The sequence below is a fragment of the Bradyrhizobium sp. 1(2017) genome (assembly GCF_011602485.2).
Lineage (GTDB): Bacteria > Pseudomonadota > Alphaproteobacteria > Rhizobiales > Xanthobacteraceae > Bradyrhizobium.
The window spans coordinates 504,810-521,807 of record NZ_CP050022.2; the positions used below are offsets into that span (position 1 = coordinate 504,810).

Annotated in this window: 16 protein-coding genes and 1 pseudogene; 10 read left to right on the top strand and 7 right to left on the bottom strand. The window is 65.1% G+C overall.

The window, feature by feature from the left end:
• Nucleotides 1–40: 40 nt before the first annotated feature.
• The 3 genes from HAP40_RS02370 to HAP40_RS02380 form a co-directional block, all read right to left on the bottom strand.
• Nucleotides 41–289 carry a hypothetical protein gene (locus HAP40_RS02370; protein ID WP_166811124.1) on the bottom strand — a complete coding sequence of 83 codons (249 nt, stop codon included), beginning with the start codon at nt 287–289 and terminating at the stop codon, nt 41–43.
• 179 nt (nt 290–468) lie between these two features.
• A complete protein-coding gene (locus HAP40_RS02375; RefSeq protein WP_166811122.1) occupies nt 469–846 on the bottom strand; it encodes an Hpt domain-containing protein in 378 nt (125 codons plus the stop codon).
• A gap of 143 nt (nt 847–989) precedes the next feature.
• Nucleotides 990–1,688, bottom strand: coding sequence for a Crp/Fnr family transcriptional regulator (locus HAP40_RS02380; RefSeq protein ID WP_208024834.1), 699 nt, complete (start codon nt 1,686–1,688; stop codon nt 990–992).
• A gap of 819 nt (nt 1,689–2,507) precedes the next feature.
• Between HAP40_RS02380 and HAP40_RS02385 the strand changes: the two are divergent.
• The 7 genes and pseudogenes from HAP40_RS02385 to HAP40_RS02415 all read left to right on the top strand — a co-directional run bounded on the left by HAP40_RS02385 (nt 2,508) and on the right by HAP40_RS02415 (nt 8,985).
• Nucleotides 2,508–2,930 (top strand): annotated as a pseudogene (locus HAP40_RS02385) (response regulator).
• A 413-nt stretch (nt 2,931–3,343) separates the two neighbouring features.
• On the top strand, nt 3,344–6,172 hold the full coding sequence (locus HAP40_RS02390; RefSeq protein ID WP_166811118.1) for a hybrid sensor histidine kinase/response regulator: 2,829 nt from the start codon (nt 3,344–3,346) through the stop codon (nt 6,170–6,172).
• A 27-nt stretch (nt 6,173–6,199) separates the two neighbouring features.
• Entirely contained in the window at nt 6,200–6,673 is a 474-nt protein-coding gene (locus HAP40_RS02395; protein ID WP_166811116.1) for a chemotaxis protein CheW, read from the top strand.
• Between the two features lie 33 nt (nt 6,674–6,706).
• Nucleotides 6,707–7,093 (top strand): response regulator, encoded by a 387-nt coding sequence (locus tag HAP40_RS02400; RefSeq protein ID WP_027577509.1) that lies wholly within the window; start codon nt 6,707–6,709, stop codon nt 7,091–7,093.
• Nucleotides 7,094–7,153: 60 nt separating this feature from the next.
• Nucleotides 7,154–8,032 (top strand): CheR family methyltransferase, encoded by an 879-nt coding sequence (locus HAP40_RS02405; protein ID WP_166811115.1) that lies wholly within the window; start codon nt 7,154–7,156, stop codon nt 8,030–8,032.
• A gap of 2 nt (nt 8,033–8,034) precedes the next feature.
• The gene (locus HAP40_RS02410) at nt 8,035–8,352 is read left to right on the top strand and encodes a hypothetical protein (protein WP_011083221.1); all 318 of its coding nucleotides are present in this window, start codon (nt 8,035–8,037) and stop codon (nt 8,350–8,352) included.
• A 129-nt stretch (nt 8,353–8,481) separates the two neighbouring features.
• Nucleotides 8,482–8,985 carry a response regulator gene (locus HAP40_RS02415; protein ID WP_166811114.1) on the top strand — a complete coding sequence of 168 codons (504 nt, stop codon included), beginning with the start codon at nt 8,482–8,484 and terminating at the stop codon, nt 8,983–8,985.
• Nucleotides 8,986–9,040: 55 nt separating this feature from the next.
• On the opposite strand, the gene HAP40_RS02420 is transcribed toward HAP40_RS02415, so the two are convergent.
• Complete coding sequence (locus tag HAP40_RS02420) at nt 9,041–9,331, bottom strand: hypothetical protein (RefSeq protein WP_166811112.1); 291 nt, start codon at nt 9,329–9,331, stop codon at nt 9,041–9,043.
• Between the two features lie 149 nt (nt 9,332–9,480).
• Here HAP40_RS02420 and HAP40_RS02425 point away from each other — a divergent pair, with 149 nt between their 5' ends.
• Nucleotides 9,481–10,116: a response regulator transcription factor gene (locus tag HAP40_RS02425; RefSeq protein ID WP_166811110.1), complete on the top strand. Its 636-nt coding sequence runs from the start codon at nt 9,481–9,483 to the stop codon at nt 10,114–10,116.
• Between the two features lie 91 nt (nt 10,117–10,207).
• Here the strand turns inward: HAP40_RS02425 and HAP40_RS02430 are convergent, their stop codons facing one another.
• The 3 genes from HAP40_RS02430 to HAP40_RS02440 all read right to left on the bottom strand — a co-directional run bounded on the left by HAP40_RS02430 (nt 10,208) and on the right by HAP40_RS02440 (nt 15,113).
• Nucleotides 10,208–13,804: a PAS domain S-box protein gene (locus HAP40_RS02430; protein ID WP_166811108.1), complete on the bottom strand. Its 3,597-nt coding sequence runs from the start codon at nt 13,802–13,804 to the stop codon at nt 10,208–10,210.
• Nucleotides 13,782–14,201 (bottom strand): response regulator, encoded by a 420-nt coding sequence (locus tag HAP40_RS02435; RefSeq protein WP_166819182.1) that lies wholly within the window; start codon nt 14,199–14,201, stop codon nt 13,782–13,784. The genes HAP40_RS02430 and HAP40_RS02435 overlap by 23 nt, the downstream gene beginning before the upstream one ends.
• A 195-nt stretch (nt 14,202–14,396) precedes the next feature.
• The gene (locus HAP40_RS02440; RefSeq protein WP_166811106.1) at nt 14,397–15,113 is read right to left on the bottom strand and encodes a GntR family transcriptional regulator; all 717 of its coding nucleotides are present in this window, start codon (nt 15,111–15,113) and stop codon (nt 14,397–14,399) included.
• Between the two features lie 94 nt (nt 15,114–15,207).
• Here HAP40_RS02440 and HAP40_RS02445 point away from each other — a divergent pair, with 94 nt between their 5' ends.
• Both HAP40_RS02445 and HAP40_RS02450 read left to right on the top strand, forming a co-directional pair.
• Complete coding sequence (locus tag HAP40_RS02445; protein WP_166811104.1) at nt 15,208–16,227, top strand: ABC transporter substrate-binding protein; 1,020 nt, start codon at nt 15,208–15,210, stop codon at nt 16,225–16,227.
• On the top strand, nt 16,227–16,988 hold the full coding sequence (locus tag HAP40_RS02450) for an ABC transporter ATP-binding protein (protein WP_166811102.1): 762 nt from the start codon (nt 16,227–16,229) through the stop codon (nt 16,986–16,988). Before HAP40_RS02445 ends, HAP40_RS02450 begins: the two co-directional genes overlap by 1 nt.
• Nucleotides 16,989–16,998 lie beyond the last annotated feature (10 nt).

Here is a 16,998-nt window from a genome sequence, read left to right on the forward strand (position 1 = left end):
GCCCGGCCGGCAGTGTGGCCCCGGGCGACAGCCGATGGACTCAGAAATAGTCTTCGGCGAACGGACGCGCCCGCGATGTGGGCCGCAGCGGCCTGATCTCTTCTTTCGGCGCGTTCGGGATGATCGTGATGATCCAGCGCGTCGGCATGCTCGATTCCTGCTCCAGCACCGAACGCACGAAGCCGGTCACCGTCGATTCGCCAGACTTGACCGTCGCCATCCGGCCGTTGAACTGAGCGATACGGAAGCGACGGACCTCTTTCTGGTCCGCGGTCTCGTAGGTGAACATGGAAACCCTCCTGGTTTCCGGCGACTATCGCCACCTATGATTAGCCATCTGTGAAAATCCCAAACCGTAGAAGTACGGCGGATATACACGCGCGGGTAGATGGAGCGTTTTGCGCGGGAAGGAAGCGCGAAGACGAGATCCCGGCCTTGTGATCCGGTCTTGCAATCCGGTCTTGCAATCTAGCCTTGCGGCTCCTGCGATCGCGCCGCGGCGTAGGCGGCCTCCATCAGGTCCAGGAGTTCGCAGAGTTCGGTTCCGCGAAGCGTCTCGGCCGACGTCTCCAGCCGCAGCGCCAGCGCCGCCAGCCTGGCATAGCCGAAAGTGCCGGCCGCGCTCTTCAGCGAATGTGCCTCGCGCGCCATCCTGGCGGCGTGCGGCTCGCGCGAAAGCGCGCGGAACAGTTGCAGGCGCGCGCAGGTCTCGCTCCAGAACACGGCGCGCACCTCGCCGGCCCCGTCCTCGCCGATCTCCCGCACCAGTGCCGCGTAAGCCCTCGGGTCGCGCGCGGGCGCGCAATCGAGCACGTGCTGCGCCGGTGCGACGGTGACTTCAAACATGGCCTCGCCTGCCTTGATCAGGATGCCGCGCGCGGGATCGATGCGAGGCAGCCCGTGTCTATGGCATCGGGCTTTCAGTTCTGCGAGCAGGACGGTTCGTGTTTGCGCATGGGCATTCGCCGCCGGTTTACCATGGCTGCCGGTCAGCGCGGGCCGAGCAGCCGGTCGTACTGCGCCTTCACGGCCGCGTAGCATTCGCAGGCGGTCTGGCGCAGGCCGTCCAGGTTCACGAGCTGGATGTGTCCGCGGCTGTAGTTGATGAAGTTGGCCTGCTGCAGGGTGTTGGCGACCAGCGACACGCTGTTGCGCCGCGCCCCGATCATCTGCGCCATGGCCTCCTGGGTCAGCAGCAGGCGGGAGTCGCCCGAGAGGTCATGGGTGTGCAGCAGGCAACGCGACAGCCGCGCCTCGACGGGATGGGCAGCGTTGCAGCCCGCGGTCTGCTGGACCTGCGCGTAGACCGCGAGGCCGTGGCGCGTGAGCAAGGTGCGCAGGCTGCCGCTCTGCTCGGCGGCGCCGCGCAGCCGGTCGAGATCCATGACGGAGGCGACCCCGGGGACCAGCACGATGGCGGTGTTCAGCGCGCATGCATCGCCCATGGTCGAGAGCGTCCCGAGCAGGCTGTCGCGACCGATCATCGCGACCTGGACATGCTCGCCCTTGGTGAGCTTCACCACCAGCGAGATGACGCCGCGGTGGGGAAAGTAGGCGCGCTGGAGCGTCTCGCCGGCTTCCACCAGCACCGCGTCATGGGGCAAATCGACCGTGCGCAGGTACGGGCGGATCAGGTCATAGTCGTCTGGCAACAGCGTGGACAGGAAACCGTTGGCTGGGCGTACCATCGTTTCCAAGACTGTCTCCCGTCTTTTTGCACCAGCGGGTCGCGGCAAGTGCAATCGCTCCCTGCGCGAGTAGGTTCCATCATGTTCACGCCGGGATATATTGGCAATTGGGACAATATGTCCGGGTGCGGCGTGTCGTGTGCACGTCGGTGAGCAGTCCGCCTGCCCCGAAGCTTCCTGTCAGCCATGACGCCGTCACGGTCCAGCACCGCAAGCCCGGCTATTTGTCCGTGGACAAGTCGATCGTGGGCGAATTCGATCCGTCCCTCGAAGCAGATCAGTTACGGCAGCCTCCTCCCCCAAGACAGCTGCCCTGACCATTCCGCGAGGCTCCACGCTGGGCGCAGCTGATCGAAATCCTGAGACGTCGAGCACTGGCGGAAATTGGTTGGGCGGACGGCCGCTGACGGGACATACAGATCAATCGCGCCTTTGTTCGTCCTCCCTCGCCATGAAGTTGCGTGTAAACAAATTATATTGTAAAGGTTGTATCATTGCCTGTATAGCGGTTCGTGGAGGGCGTGCAGGAATAAGCGGCAAGAGTGCCCTTTAGGAGCCGGAAGCATTGCATCCGTGCTCCGATCGGACGCGGTCGACCTGCGCATTCTCGTGCATCGGACAAGTGACGACAGCCATCCAACCTTGCTCCCAAGCAAGGCGTCACATGGCCGCGGCGCTTGCGTCCATCGCCTTCGTTTCTCAGGCGCCGCCAACGATGTTGGCGACCATGCATTTCGACCGAAACCAGAGGAGAAGGGCGTGCTTCACGGCTCGATGATTGAATTGTCGAAACGGGACGCTCGAGCGGGAAGGGAGGATCTGCGCCATATCCTCGTTGTCGACGACGACCCGATGGTGTGCATGGCCATCGAGATCTATCTCCAGCGCAACAATTTCCGGGTGACGATCGCCGAGGGAAGTGAAGCCGGATTGCGGGCCCTCGAACATTAACAGTTCGACCTGATGATCATCGATATCTTCATGCCGCATATGCGCAGCTTCGAATTAGTCCGGATCCTCCGCGAGCGCGCGCCCGCCACTCCGCTGATCGCGATGTCGGGCTACGCTTTTGCAGATCTGAATTCGCCCGCGCCCGATTTGCTCCGGATGGCGCTGGAGCTCGGCGCCGTACGCTGCCTGCGCAAGCCGTTCACGCCGCTCGCATTGCTCGCCGCCATCAACGATTGCCTGGCGGCGCATCGTCCCGATGCCGAGATGCTTTCGTCGGCGCGGCTGGGTTAGCGCGGCACGGGCCGCAGCAGCGACGAAGTAACCGTTCATTTACCCAAGACGCGAACTTTGCGGATCTCGCAAAGCGCGACGCGAGGGTCGCCGAATAGCCCGCGATTGCGGGCGGCTCCATCCCACTCCACGCAGGCCGAGGCTATCGCCCTTTGCGCGCAGCACTTTCTCGCGCGCACCGCCGGGCCGTTATCGGCGCATCTGCCTCGTCCTTTCCGGTCGCGGCGCGGCGCCGGTTTTGACGAAAAGCGCATCGTATGCAGCCGAACGGCAAACTTGTCTTCAATATCCGTAGTAGCACGGAGGATGAAATTAACGGGACCGTGAAAGGGGATGTCTAACGATCCAAGAGAGGGCTTCCGTGGATTCCAGGCGAGGCTCTGGCGCGAGTCCATTTCAGTAAGGCGTAGCTCATGGATGATCTGTTGCGGGAGTTTTTGACGGAGACCAGCGAGAGCCTGGACACCGTCGACAATCAGCTGGTGAAGTTCGAGCAGGAGCCGAACAACGCCAAGATCCTGGATAACATCTTCCGCCTCGTCCACACCATCAAGGGTACCTGCGGCTTCCTCGGCCTGCCGCGACTGGAGGCGCTGGCGCATGCCGGCGAGACCTTGATGGGCAAATTCCGTGACGGCATGCCGGTGACCGGGCAGGCGGTGACGGTGATCCTGTCCTCGATCGACCGCATCAAGGAGATCCTCGCAGGCCTCGAGGCCACCGAAGCCGAGCCCGAGGGCAACGACCGCGATCTCATCGACAAGCTGGAAGCGATGGTCGAGCAGGGCATGGCGGCAATGTCAGCGTCGGCTTCGCCGATCGCGTCAGGCTCGGCGCAGCCGATGGCGGCTGGAAGTGCCGCCGCTCCCGTTGCCGAAGCCCCGCCGCTGGTGCCGGAGGCCCCGGCTACCGCGCCCGCCAAGGAGATGACCACGGGCACGCTGATCGAGCAGACGCTGGAGCGTCCCTTGCGTCCGGGCGAGGTCTCGCTCGACGAGCTCGAGCGCGCCTTCCGCGAGACCGCGATCGAAGCGCCGGCCCCGGCCCCCGTTGCCAAAGCCGAGCCCGCGCCTGAAGCTCCGGCCGCCAAGGAGGCTGCCAAGGAGGCTGCAAAACCCGCCAAGGAAAAGGCCGCGCCGAAGAAGTCGATGGCCGACGAGAATGCCGGCGAAGGTGCCAGCATCGCCAACCAGTCGATCCGCGTCAACGTGGACACGCTGGAGCATTTGATGACCATGGTCTCCGAGCTGGTGCTGACCCGCAACCAGCTGCTGGAGATCTCCCGCCGCAACGAGGACACCGAGTTCAAGGTGCCGCTGCAGCGCCTGTCCAACGTCACCGCCGAGCTGCAGGAGGGCGTCATGAAGACGCGCATGCAGCCGATCGGCAATGCCTGGCAGAAGCTGCCCCGCATCGTCCGCGACCTCTCTAGCGAACTCGGCAAGCAGATCGAGCTGGAGATGCACGGCGCCGACACCGAGCTCGACCGCCAGGTGCTCGACCTGATCAAGGACCCGCTCACCCACATGGTGCGCAACTCCGCCGATCATGGCCTCGAGACCCCCGCCGAGCGTCTCGCCTCCGGCAAGGGCGAGCAGGGCACCATTCGCCTGTCCGCCTATCACGAGGGCGGCCACATCATCATCTGCATCGCCGACAACGGAAGGGGCCTCAACACCGAGAAGATCAAGGCCAAGGCGATCTCGTCAGGCCTCGTCACCGAGGCCGAGCTCGAGAAGATGAGCGAGGCCCAGATCCACAAGTTCATCTTCGCGCCCGGCTTCTCGACCGCGGCCGCCATCACCTCGGTCTCGGGCCGCGGCGTCGGCATGGACGTGGTCCGCACCAATATCGACCAGATCGGCGGCACCATCGACATCAAGAGCGTGGCTGGCGAGGGAAGCTCCGTCACCATCAAGATCCCGCTGACCCTGGCCATCGTCTCGGCCCTGATCGTGGAAGCTGCCGGCGACCGCTTCGCCATCCCGCAGCTCTCGGTGGTCGAGCTGGTGCGCGCCCGCGCCAACTCCGAGCACCGCATCGAGCGCATCAAGGACACCGCGGTCCTCCGCCTGCGCAACAAGCTGCTGCCGCTGATCCACCTCAAGAAGCTGCTCAAGATCGACGACGGCGCCGCATCCGATCCCGAGAACGGCTTCATCGTGGTGACCCAGGTCGGCAGCCAGACCTTTGGCATCGTCGTCGACGGCGTGTTCCACACCGAAGAAATCGTGGTCAAGCCGATGTCGACCAAGCTGCGTCACATCGACATGTTCTCCGGCAACACCATCCTGGGCGATGGCGCGGTGATCATGATCATCGACCCCAACGGCATCGCCAAGGCGCTCGGCGCCGCCGGCTCCTCGGCCCATGACATGGGCGACGAGAACGGCGCGCATCACATCGGATCGGGCGAGCAGACCACTTCGCTTCTCGTCTTCCGCGCCGGCTCGTCGCAGCCCAAGGCGGTCCCGCTCGGGCTCGTCACCCGCCTGGAAGAGCTGCCCGCCGACAAGATCGAGTTCTCCAACGGCCGCTACATGGTGCAGTACCGCGAGCAGCTGATGCCGCTCGTCGCCATGGAGGGCGTCACCATTGCCAGCCAGGGCGCCCAGCCGATCCTGGTGTTCGCCGATGACGGCCGCTCCATGGGGCTCGTCGTCGACGAGATCATCGACATCGTCGAGGAACGGCTCAACATCGAGGTCGGCGGCTCCAGCCAGGGCATTCTGGGCTCGGCCGTGATCAAGGGTCAGGCCACCGAGGTGATCGACGTCGGCCACTTCCTGCCGATGGCGTTCGCCGACTGGTTCACCCGCAAGGAGATGAAGCCGTCGCTGCACTCGCAGTCGGTGCTGCTGGTCGACGACTCAGCGTTCTTCCGCAACATGCTGGCGCCGGTGCTGAAGGCGGCCGGCTACCGCGTCCGCACCGCGCCGACCGCGCAGGAGGGCCTGGCTGCGCTGCGCGCGCAGAGCTTCGACGTGGTGCTGACCGACATCGAGATGCCCGACATGAACGGGTTCGAGTTCGCGGAAGTGATCCGCTCGGACAACAATCTGGGCGCGATGCCGATCATCGGCCTGTCCGCCCTGGTGTCGCCGGCGGCGATCGAGCGCGGCCGTCAGGCCGGCTTCCACGACTATGTCGCCAAGTTCGACCGTCCCGGTCTGATCGCGGCGCTGAAGGAGCAGACCGCGGGCGCCGCCGGCGCCTCCGAGCTGAGCCGGGCAGCGGCGTAAGCAGGACAGGGATCAGGAGACACCGAGATGACCAACAAGACCCAATCAGCCGAAGGCGCCATGGTCGAATACGTCACCGCGATGATCGGCGGCCAGCTGTTCGGGCTGCCGATCTCCCGCGTGCAGGACGTGTTCATGCCCGAGCGCGTCACCCGCGTGCCGCTGTCCTCGCGCGAGATCGCGGGCGTGCTGAATCTGCGCGGCCGCATCGTCACCGTGGTCGACATGCGCGCCCGCCTCGGCCTGCCCAGGGCCGAGGACGGCAAGGTGCCGATGGCGGTCGGCGTCGACCTGCGCGGTGAATCCTATGGCCTGCTCATCGACCAGATCGGCGAGGTGCTGCGCCTGCCCGAGGCCGGCATGGAGGAGAACCCCGTCAACCTCGATCCCCGCATGGCCAAGCTCGCCGGCGGCGTCCACCGTCTCGACGGCCAGCTCATGGTCGTCCTCGACGTCGATCGCGTCCTCGAGCTCGAAACCAAAGTGCAGATGGCTGCGTGAGCCAACGAAAAACATCGAAGCCGGAGAACCAAAATGAAAACGTGTTTGGTGGTCGATGATTCCAGCGTCGTGCGCAAGATCGCGCGCCGGATCCTTGAAGGCCTCGAGTTCGAGGTCACCGAGGCCGAGGACGGCTCGAAGGCGCTCGAGATCTGCCAGCGCAAGCTGCCCGATGCGGTGCTGCTCGACTGGAACATGCCCGTGATGGACGGCTTCGAGTTCATGGGCCACATGCGCCGCCTGCCCGGCGGCGACCAGCCCAAGGTCGTGTTCTGCACCACCGAGAACAACGTGGCTCATATCGCCCAGGCGCTCAGCGGCGGCGCCAATGAGTACATCATGAAGCCCTTTGACAAGGACATCATCGCCGACAAATTCGCTGAGGTTGGTTTGATCCCGGTCGGACAAGCCATGGTCTGAGTGTGTCTGGCCGAAGTGTTTTGGCCAGAGTGTTCCAGTAAAGCTTCCAAGAGGCCATCCGTGACCCCGACCGAGTATGAGTATCTGCGCAAGTTCCTGAAGGACAATTCCGGGCTCGACCTGTCCGCCGACAAGCAATATCTGATCGAAAGCCGCCTGCTGCCGCTCGCCCGCAAGGCAGGGCTCGCGGGCATCGCCGAGCTCGTGCAGAAGCTGCAAGGCGGCGCGCGCACGCTGATCACCGACGTGGTCGAAGCCATGACCACCAACGAGACCTTCTTCTTCCGCGACAAGGTTCCGTTCGATCATTTCCGCGACACCATCATGCCCGAGGTCATCAAGGCACGCGCCGCGCGTCGCAGCGTGCGCATCTGGTGCGCCGCCGGCTCGACCGGGCAGGAGCCCTATTCGCTGGCGATGTGCCTGAAGGAGATGGGCGCGGCTCTCACCGGCTGGCGCGTCGAGATCATCGCCACCGACCTGTCGCAGGAGGTGCTGGAGAAGGCCAAGGCCGGCATTTACAGCCAGTTCGAGGTGCAGCGTGGCCTGCCGATCCAGATGCTGGTCAAATATTTCAAGCAGACCGGCGAGACCTGGCAGATCAATCCCGAATTGCGCGCGATGATCCAGCACCGGCAGCTCAATCTGCTGCACGACTTCGCCCAGCTCGGCACCTTCGACGTCATCTTCTGCCGCAACGTGCTGATCTATTTCGACCAGGATACCAAGATCAGCATCTTCAACCGCCTGGCGCGCCAGATCGAGCCCGATGGCTTCCTGGTGCTGGGTGCAGCCGAAACCGTGGTCGGACTGACCGACACGTTCAGGCCAATCCCGGAGCGGCGCGGCCTCTACAAGCCGAACGACCCGCGTGCCGCGGCCGCCAAGCCGGTTCTCGCCGGCGCGTCGCCGCGCGTCGCGATCATGGCAGGACGCTAGACATGGCCGAGGATGGCAAGGGCGCGGAACGCGTGACGTTCAGTCGTGGCTATGACGTCTGCATCATGGCCATCGACGGCACCTGGCGCCGCGACTGCAAGCTCAACGCGATTTCCGACACCGACGCCATCCTCACGGTGGAAGGCTCGATCCAGGGGTTGAACCTGAAGGAGTTCTTCCTGCTGCTGTCGTCCACGGGCCTTGCCTATCGCCGCTGCGAGCTGGTGCGCGTCAACGGCGCCGAGATGGACATCCAGTTCCTGCGCGGCAAGAACAGGAAGAAGCGCGGCGCGGCCGGAGGGCACGACGCCGCGGCCTGACCGGCGGCGTGGTTGCCGCCACGTTGCTTTACATTTGTTGAAACATCCGGACGAATTTGCCCCAGCAGCTTTACGCCGCCTAAGCGCGAACCGTGCAATCATTGCTGGTCTCAATCTCAGGATACGGCAATGCCCAGAAGCTCTCTCTCCCCCATCCCGTCGAACCTGCCAGACGCCGCCGAGCGGCGCGCGCTTCAGCTTCTGGTGGTCGACGACGACGCCACGCAGCGCAGCCTGATCACGGTCGCCGCCAAGCAGGCCGGCCACGAAGTCACGGTGGCGCCGTCCGTGGCCGAAGCGATCGAGAAGCTCCGCGCCGCGCGCTTCGACTGCGTGACGCTCGATCTCGTGCTGGAGGATGGCGACGGCATCGACGTGCTGCGCGAGATGGCGAAAGCGAAGTTTGCCGGCGCGGTGATCGTCATCAGCGGCATGGACGGAAGGCGCCGCAGCGCCGCCCGCAGCTTCGCACGTTCGGTCGGGATCGAGCTCCAGAGCCTGCCGAAGCCGCTGGATCTCGCCGCCCTGCGCATCAGCCTCGCCAATCTCGGCAAGACCGCGATGGGCCTGCCGGCGATCCATACCTGGGGTGGTGTCGCCACCGATGCGATCGTGGAGCGGCACCGCGCCTGAAGGCGCGCAGCTGCCATGCGGTCGGACTTAGCCCGCCGCCCGGGCCGATCGCGACCTACGCCGCGCTGCTGGATTCCGAGAGGTAGTGCAGGGCCTGGCGAAGGTCCGCCCGGCAGGCGTTGAGAGCCGCGTTCGCGCTGGCATAACGGGGCGTGACGTCGTCGAGGATGAAGACGTCCGAGGAACCTTCGGGATCACCGGTGTGTTCTTGATCCATGGCTGCGGCGATCCGGCGCATACTGGTCTCGATCTGTGTGATCAGCAAGCGAAGGTCTGCCGCAATCAACTCGCGGCTCTCGACTGCGGGCATTGCGACCAGAGGCGGCGTATCGGCGAAATTTAACATGGATATTCTCCGTTCCCCGCAATTAGGCGCGTTGCCGCTACTTGTGCGTTAAGTCCATGTCCCGTACAAATACGGGTGGGCCGAATCCGCGCCGGGCGCCATAACGTTTGGTGCGGACGCGAGTCCGTAATGCCAACTGGATGTGGCACATGGCCGAGCAAAGCTCTCGTGGTGAAATCTTCGTAGTCGACGACGACCCCGCCGTTCGCGACACCCTGTCGATGGTGCTGAAGGCGGCGGGCTATGAGGTGATCTGTTTTGCGGACGGCGCAGCGTTGCTCTCCATCGCGCGAAACCGCACACCGGCTGCGATCCTGCTCGACGTGAACATTCCTGGAAAGTCAGGCCTCGACATTCTCAAGGAGTTGCACGGCGAGGACTATCCGGCGCCGATCTTCATGATCTCCGGGCAGGGCGACATCGCGATGGCGGTGGGCGCCATCAAGAGCGGAGCGCTCGACTTCATCGAGAAGCCGTTTCGCGGCAGCGAGATCGTCGGCCGGCTCGACGAGGCGATCGGCGCCTATGCACGCAGGCAGGCGGAGAATGCATCGCCGAAATTCGGCTCGCTGCATTTCCCCGGACGCGAGCCGTTGACGCGCAGGGAGCGCGAGGTGCTCGAGCAGTTCGCCTCCGGTGCATCCAACAAGGAAGCAGGCCGCACGCTCGGCATCAGCCCGCGCACCATCGAGGACCACCGCGCCAACATCATGAAGAAGCTCGGCGCGCGCAACGCCGCCGACCTGATCCGCATCGTGATGACCGCGGCCCAGCGCGCGTCGTAGAAGCTTCTTGGAGCCCGGGTGAGCGAAGCGACACCCGGGAACGCTGGCGCAGAGTTCCGGATGTCGCTGTGCTCATCTGGCCTACGGCGCTTCAGACGCTCAGCGCCTTGCGGATGATCCGCGCCAGATCCGATTTCCGATAGGGCTTGGCCAGCAGCATCACGCCGGAATCCAGCCGGCCGTGATGGATGATCGCGTTTTCGGTATAGCCTGACGTGTAGACCACCTTGAGGTCGGGCCGCGTCTTCATCAACTCGTCGGCGAGCTGACGTCCGTTCATCTTGCCGGGCATGATGACGTCGGTGAACAGGAGGTCAAACGGCTTGCCGGTGGCGACGATCGCGAGCGCCTCCGCGGCGTTCGCAGCCTGCAAGGTGACGTATCCCAGCGCATGCAGCTGTGCCAGCACGTAGTCACGCACCAGCCGGTCGTCCTCGACCACCAGGATGGTCTCGTGTCCGCCCTCGATCGCCGCCGCCGTCACGCCCTCGCCGGCCGCCGTCGGCGTCTTGCCGGGCGGCAGGTACATCTTGATCGTGGTGCCGTGGCCTTCCTCGCTGTAGATCTTGATGTGGCCTGCGGACTGCTTGATGAAGCCGTAGACCATCGAGAGCCCGAGTCCGGTGCCCTTGCCGGGCCCCTTCGAGGTGAAGAAGGGGTCGAACACCCTGGGCAGCATGCTCGCCGGAATTCCGGAGCCGGTGTCGCTCACTGCGATCATCACGTAATGCCCGGGACGGACGTCGTTGACGCTGGCATAGACCTCGTCGAGATAGGCGCCGCCCGTCTCCACGATCAGCTTGCCGCCGCCGGGCATGGCGTCGCGGGCGTTGAGTGCGAGGTTGAGGATCGCGGTGGTGAGCTGGTTGGGATCGACCATCGCGACGCAGTTCTCGTCCTCGAACACGGATTCGATCTGGATCTGCTCGCCCAGCGTCGGTCGCAGCAGTTTCGCGGTGTCGACGATCAGCGAGTTGATGTCGATCTCTCGCGGCTGGAGCGGCTGCTTGCGCGCAAAGGCGAGCAGATGCTGCGTCAGCTCGGCGCCGCGCCCCGCGGCCTCGTCGATCATCTTGGTGATCGCCGCAAGCTGCGGTTCCTTCTCGACCGCCTCGGCGAGGATTTCGATCGTTCCGGTGATGACGGTGAGGATGTTGTTGAAATCGTGCGCCACGCCGCCGGTGAGCTGGCCGACCGCCTCCATCTTCTCGGCATGGCGGATGCGCTCCTCGGCCGCGATCTTGTCGGTGAGGTCGCGGTAGAAGACGTTGAACAGCAGGCCCTCGCGGCGCTTGAGCGCGGTCACGCTCAGCTCGGCCTTGAATTCCTTGCCGTCGCGGCGGCAGCACATCAGCTCGCGGCGGCGGTTCAGCGTCCGGCCGTCGTCGTCTTCGAGGAAACGTTTCAGGCCTGCCCTGACCCTGTCACGTTCACTCTCGGCGACGATCAGGTCGATCGTGCTCTTGCCGAGCACCTCGTCGCGGCGCCAGCCGAAGAGCTGTTCGGCCTGCGAGTTCCAGCCCAGGATGCTGCTGGTCTCGTCGGTCTGCACGAAGGCGTCGAGCGAGGTCTCGACGATGTTGCGGGCGAGCCGTTCGCTCTCGCGAAGCGATTCCTGAGCGCGCCGCGCCTCGGTCATGTCGCGCCCGATGAAGAAGAAGCGCTTCGCCGGCTCGGACCAATTGCCGAGCCAGGACAGCCAGACCTCGTGCCCGTTCTTGTGAAAGCAGCGGGTGTCCGCCAGCTTGACGCGCTCGCCCCGGCGCATCGCACGCATCTCGACGCGGGACTGCTCCAGATGATCGGGGTGAATGAAATCGGCGCCGCTGCGGCCGACCATCTCCTCCGGGCCATAGCCCAGAATGGTCTGGCTGCTCGGGCTGATCTGCGCGATATGGCCTCGCGCATCCATCACCATGATCAGGTCCTGCGAGGCGTCGAAGATCTGTCGCCGCTCCTCGAGCTGCTGCTGCAGCGCCCGCTCGGCCCGCCGCGCCTCGGTGAGGCTGCGCGCGCTTCCGGAGGCACCGACGATCTCCCCCGACGGCCCCTTGATCGGCGACAGGCTCAGGGAGATCTCGACCGCCGCGCCGTCCTTGCGCAGGCGCACCGTCTCGAAACGCTCGATCGGCTCGCCCCGGGCGATCCGTCGCCGATAGTCCTTGCCCTGCTCGCGGCGATCGGGCGGAACGATGATCGCCGTGGATTTCCCGATCGCCTCCTCGGCCGAGTAGCCATAGAGGCGTTCGGCGGCCGGATTCCAGCCCGTGATGACGGCATCGAGCGTCTGCATCACGATCGCATCGTCGGACGATTCGACCGCGGCGCTGAACAAGCCCTCGCGCGCTGCGTGGTGGCTTCGGGCGACCTCGGTCCGGCGATGATCCTCGATTTCGCGTTCGAGCGCGGCCGTTTTCGCCCGAGTCTCCTCGACCATCTGGGCAAACGCCCGCGCCAGCACCCCCGTCTCGCCGCTGGCATCCACGGGAATGTCCACGGAACGTCCGCTGCCGATCGCCTCGACCGCACGGGTCAGGCGCCCGATCGGACGCGTCAACGAGCGCGCCAGAAGCACCGCAAGCGAGGCCGCCGCGAGCACGGCCAGGATGCCGACCAGCAGGGAGGTCTTCTGGATCGCCGCCGGTACGCGGCCGAACACGGGCGGGGGGACCGTCTCGATGATGGCGATCCACTCCTTGCCGACGAGCAGCGCCGGCGCGATTGCCGCGCCGCTCGGCCGGCCCGATCCATCCGTCGTCAGATGCGTGAATCCCTCCAGCGAGCCGATCCGTGCCGCGAAGAACGGAAATTCGTGGCGCCAGTCGGTGGGATGGCCGCGCAATGAACCGAATTCGCGCGCGCGATCGGGATGGACCAAATAGTCGCCGCGCGAACTCACGACATAGATATCTCCTCCCGCGCCCGGGGTCGAACGGACGCGGTCGAGGGCCGGACGCATGTCGATATTGGCGATGATGATGCCGAACGGCCTGCCGTCCGGCGTGAACAGAGGCGTCGCGACGCGCAACGTCGGAACGTGGAGATCCGCAGTCCCACCGTAACGGGTGGCGAGATCGATGCCGGACACATAAATCTCGCCACCCGAAAGCCGGATCGTCTCCTGAAAATAGGCTCGTTCGCTCTTGCGCTCCAGTTCGTCATTGGGAACGATCCGCGCCTTTCCATTCGGGCCGGAGCGATCGACGCGGACCAGCTCGCGGTGGTCGTCGTCGAGACCGATGATGCGGAATTGTCCGTAGCTGGGCTTGGCGTCGATCTCGGCGGCGAGCCGCGCCGCGATGCGCTCGCGCCAGGTTTGCTCGGAAACGCCGTCGGCAGCGTCGATGCCGCCGCCGATACGGGCACGGATCAGGCCGTTGATGGCTGCAGCCGAGCGGTAGCCGAGCAGATCGCCGCGCGCTCCGGCAACGTAGGATTCGAGATGGGTTGCCAGCAGGCGAGACTGGGCCTCGATCCGTTCCAGGACGCGCGGAATGACGGCCTGGGTGATATTGCGATAGCCCAACCATCCGACTGCGGCCACGGTCACCGCCACCAGCAGGATCATTGCGATGGCAAGCCGCGTTGCGAGCGTCATGTGGAAATTCGCACCGCTTCCCGAATGGCCACGTTTGTTCCGGCCCGCAACGGATTGGAGCTCCTTGTCATCGGCGGCCGGTGCTGACATCGGGTGCCTCCGGCCGGGCCGCCTTCAGGCAGCCATCGACCGCGGCGAGCAAGGCACCGGGGCGAAACGGCTTTTGCAGACTTGCCACCGCCCCGAGCTTGGTTGCCATCTTCAGGAAATCCGGTTCCGCATAGGCATCCGGCGTGACCGAGCGGCCGGAAATGACGATGATCGGAATGGCCGGGGCCAACGCCCGGATGTGGCGCATCGTCTCCAGCCCGTCCATGCCGGGCATGAAGATGTCGAGAAACAGCAGGTCGAACCGGCTGGTCTCGAACAGGGCAAGTCCCTTGCGGCCATCGCCGGCGACCGTGACGTGATGACCGGCCCTTTCCAGCAGCAGCCGGATCGTGATCTGCACGGCCGGGTCGTCATCCACGATCAGGATGTTGGCCACGTCTGAAATCCTCCGAGGCCGGATGGGAATGTCCCAGCGACCCCAAATCAAGCCATCAAAAGTGAAATTGTTGCGCGGATTCTGCCCGGCCCGCAAGCACTTCGCGAGCCCCCCGTTCCGTCTTTGCCAAACGGTCGCCGCCGGCCCCCTATGCATGGTCACGTGCAGAAGGCGAGCCAGCCTCGGGGTTCCCGCTCAATCGGTCAGATATTCCGGATAGCGGCCGCGGATCTTGTCGAGCTCGCTGAGCGTGCCTGACAGGTGCTTGCGCAGGTGCTGTTGCGCAGCATCGGGGTCTTTGGCCTCGATCGCGCGCGCGATCAGCTTGTGGTGGCGCACGATGTTCTGGGCCTTGCCGGGCGAGGGCAGGTGGAGGCGGCGCAAACGATCGCTGTGCCCGCTGCGGCTGCGCACCAGCGCCCACAGATCCTGCTTGCCGGCGGCCGTGTAGAGCTGGGCGTGAAAATCGTTGTCGCCGGCCATGAAGGCCTCGAAGTCGCCGGCCTTGGCGAATTGCTGTTGCAAGGCGATGGCGTGATCCAGGCGAACGATCAGGGATGGGTCGGGACTGGTTGCGAGCAGGCGGACGATCTCCAGTTCCAGCGCCTGGCGCAGGAAATGCGCCTGCTGCGCGCGATCGACGTCGATCCGGCTGACCACGGTTGCATGCTGGGGGAACACGTCGACCAGGCCTTCTTCCTCCAGCCGCATCAGCGCATCGCGGACCGGTGTGGAGCTGACGCCGAACTGGCCGGCGAGTTCGGCGCGCGACAGCGGGGCGCCGGGCGGCAATTCCAGGGCGATGATCGCGTTGCGCAGCCGCTCGAACACCTGTGGCGCGGCCTGACGGCCGCGATCGAGCCGGGCAGCTTGCCGTGGCGCCGCACGCGGCGCGGGGTGGGATATTTCCATGACGAGTCCCGCGAGCTTGCCTTTGATGCACTAATATATTAGTGCATCAGCAGCGTCAACGCAGATCGACGATGACCGGAGGAAACCCACAACAATGATCACGCATCTTCGCAGCAGGCTCGCGGCCGCCGTCCTGATCGCCGCAGCCACCCTGTCGGCATCCGCCGCGCACGCCCAGCAGAAATCCGAGATCGCGCTGTCGCGCCAGCCCGGCATCTTCTACATGCCGAGCCATATCATGGAGAAGCTGAAGCTGATCGAGAAGCACGCCGCTTCCCTCGGCGCCTCCGGTGTCACCACCAAATGGATCACCTTTTCCGGCGGCGGGGCGCAGACCGACGCGCTGCTCGCAGGCGGCGTCGACATCCTCAACACCGGCACCGGCAACCTCCTTCTGCTGTGGGACCGCACGCGCGGCGGCGTGAAGGGCATCGTCGCCACCTCGGCGCAGCCGATGACGCTGATCAGCCGCGACGCCAACATCAAGTCGATCAAGGATTTCGGTCCCGGCGACAAGATCGCGGTGCCCACCGTAAAAGTCTCGACCCAGGCGATCGTGCTTCAGATCGCGGCCGCCGAGGCTTTCGGAGCCGACCAATGGTCGAAGCTCGACGCCAACACGGTGCAGCTCGGCCATCCCGACGCCTATGCCGCGCTGTCCAACCCGAAGCACGAGGTGCACAGCCACTTCTCGATCCCGCCCTTCACTTTCCTGGAGCTGAAGAACGTGCCGGGCGCGCATGTCGTGCTGTCGTCGCCGGACGTGATGGGCGGCCCGCTCAGCCAGGCCCAGTTTTTCACCACGACGAAGTTCGCCGACGCCAATCCCAAAATCGTCCAGGCCGTGCGCGACGCGACCAAGGAAGCGCAGGACCTGATCCGCAGCGACACCAGGCAGGCGGTCGAGATCTACAAGGAGATCACTGGCGACAAGACTTCGGTCGAGGAGTTGCTCGATCTTCTCAAGGAGCCCGGCATGATGGAGTGGAACCTCGAACCGCAGGGCACCATGAAGTTCGCCGCCCATCTCCACAAGACCGGCACGCTCAAGAACCTGCCCAAGGCCTGGACGGACTATTATCTCCCCGTCGCGCACGACCTGAAGGGCAACTGATGGCGCTGCTCGACGTCAGCTCCGTGACGCTGCGCTACAAGACCTCGAGCGCAGTCGTCACCGCGACCGAAAAAGTGAGCTTCACCGTCGACCGGTCCGACCGCTTCGTGCTGCTCGGTCCCTCCGGCTGCGGCAAGTCGACCTTGCTCAAGGCCGTCGGCGGCTACATGAGCCCGAGCGACGGCCGCATGACCATCAACGGCCGCGAGATCCACGGTCCCGGCGCCGACCGCATGATGATCTTCCAGGAATTCGACCAGCTCCTGCCCTGGAAGAGCGTGCTCGCCAACGTCATGTTCCCGCTGCTCACGGCGAGAAAGTTGTCGCGCAAGGACGCCGAGGCGAAGGCGCGGGCCTATATCGAGAAGGTCGGCCTCACGCGCGTGGTCGATGCCTATCCGCACACGCTCTCCGGCGGCATGAAGCAGCGCGTCGCGATCGCGCGCGGCATGGCGATGGAGCCGGACATCCTGCTGATGGACGAGCCGTTCGCGGCGCTCGACGCGCTGACGCGCCGGACCTGCCAGGACGAGCTGCTCCAGCTCTGGAGCGAGACCAAGTTCACCGTGTTGTTCGTGACGCATTCGATCGCGGAAGCGATCCGCATCGGCAACCGCATCCTGCTGCTGTCGCCGCACCCCGGCCGGGTCAAGGCCGAGGTGATCGACGTCGACAAGGTTTCGAACGAAGACGGCAGCGCCGGACGGCTCGAGAAGGAGATCCACGATCTCCTGTTCGCCTCCGAAGAAACCGCGCACTGAGGGAGCCTGT

Coding starts and splice junctions, on each gene's coding strand:
- HAP40_RS02370 (WP_166811124.1), bottom strand. CDS start 289: ATGTTCACCTACGAGACCGCGGACCAGAAAGAGGTCCGTCGCTTCCGT.
- HAP40_RS02375 (WP_166811122.1), bottom strand. CDS start 846: ATGTTTGAAGTCACCGTCGCACCGGCGCAGCACGTGCTCGATTGCGCG.
- HAP40_RS02380 (WP_208024834.1), bottom strand. CDS start 1,688: ATGGTACGCCCAGCCAACGGTTTCCTGTCCACGCTGTTGCCAGACGAC.
- HAP40_RS02390 (WP_166811118.1), top strand. CDS start 3,344: ATGGATGATCTGTTGCGGGAGTTTTTGACGGAGACCAGCGAGAGCCTG.
- HAP40_RS02395 (WP_166811116.1), top strand. CDS start 6,200: ATGACCAACAAGACCCAATCAGCCGAAGGCGCCATGGTCGAATACGTC.
- HAP40_RS02400 (WP_027577509.1), top strand. CDS start 6,707: ATGAAAACGTGTTTGGTGGTCGATGATTCCAGCGTCGTGCGCAAGATC.
- HAP40_RS02410 (WP_011083221.1), top strand. CDS start 8,035: ATGGCCGAGGATGGCAAGGGCGCGGAACGCGTGACGTTCAGTCGTGGC.
- HAP40_RS02415 (WP_166811114.1), top strand. CDS start 8,482: ATGCCCAGAAGCTCTCTCTCCCCCATCCCGTCGAACCTGCCAGACGCC.
- HAP40_RS02420 (WP_166811112.1), bottom strand. CDS start 9,331: ATGTTAAATTTCGCCGATACGCCGCCTCTGGTCGCAATGCCCGCAGTC.
- HAP40_RS02425 (WP_166811110.1), top strand. CDS start 9,481: ATGGCCGAGCAAAGCTCTCGTGGTGAAATCTTCGTAGTCGACGACGAC.
- HAP40_RS02430 (WP_166811108.1), bottom strand. CDS start 13,804: ATGTCAGCACCGGCCGCCGATGACAAGGAGCTCCAATCCGTTGCGGGC.
- HAP40_RS02440 (WP_166811106.1), bottom strand. CDS start 15,113: ATGGAAATATCCCACCCCGCGCCGCGTGCGGCGCCACGGCAAGCTGCC.
- HAP40_RS02445 (WP_166811104.1), top strand. CDS start 15,208: ATGATCACGCATCTTCGCAGCAGGCTCGCGGCCGCCGTCCTGATCGCC.
- HAP40_RS02450 (WP_166811102.1), top strand. CDS start 16,227: ATGGCGCTGCTCGACGTCAGCTCCGTGACGCTGCGCTACAAGACCTCG.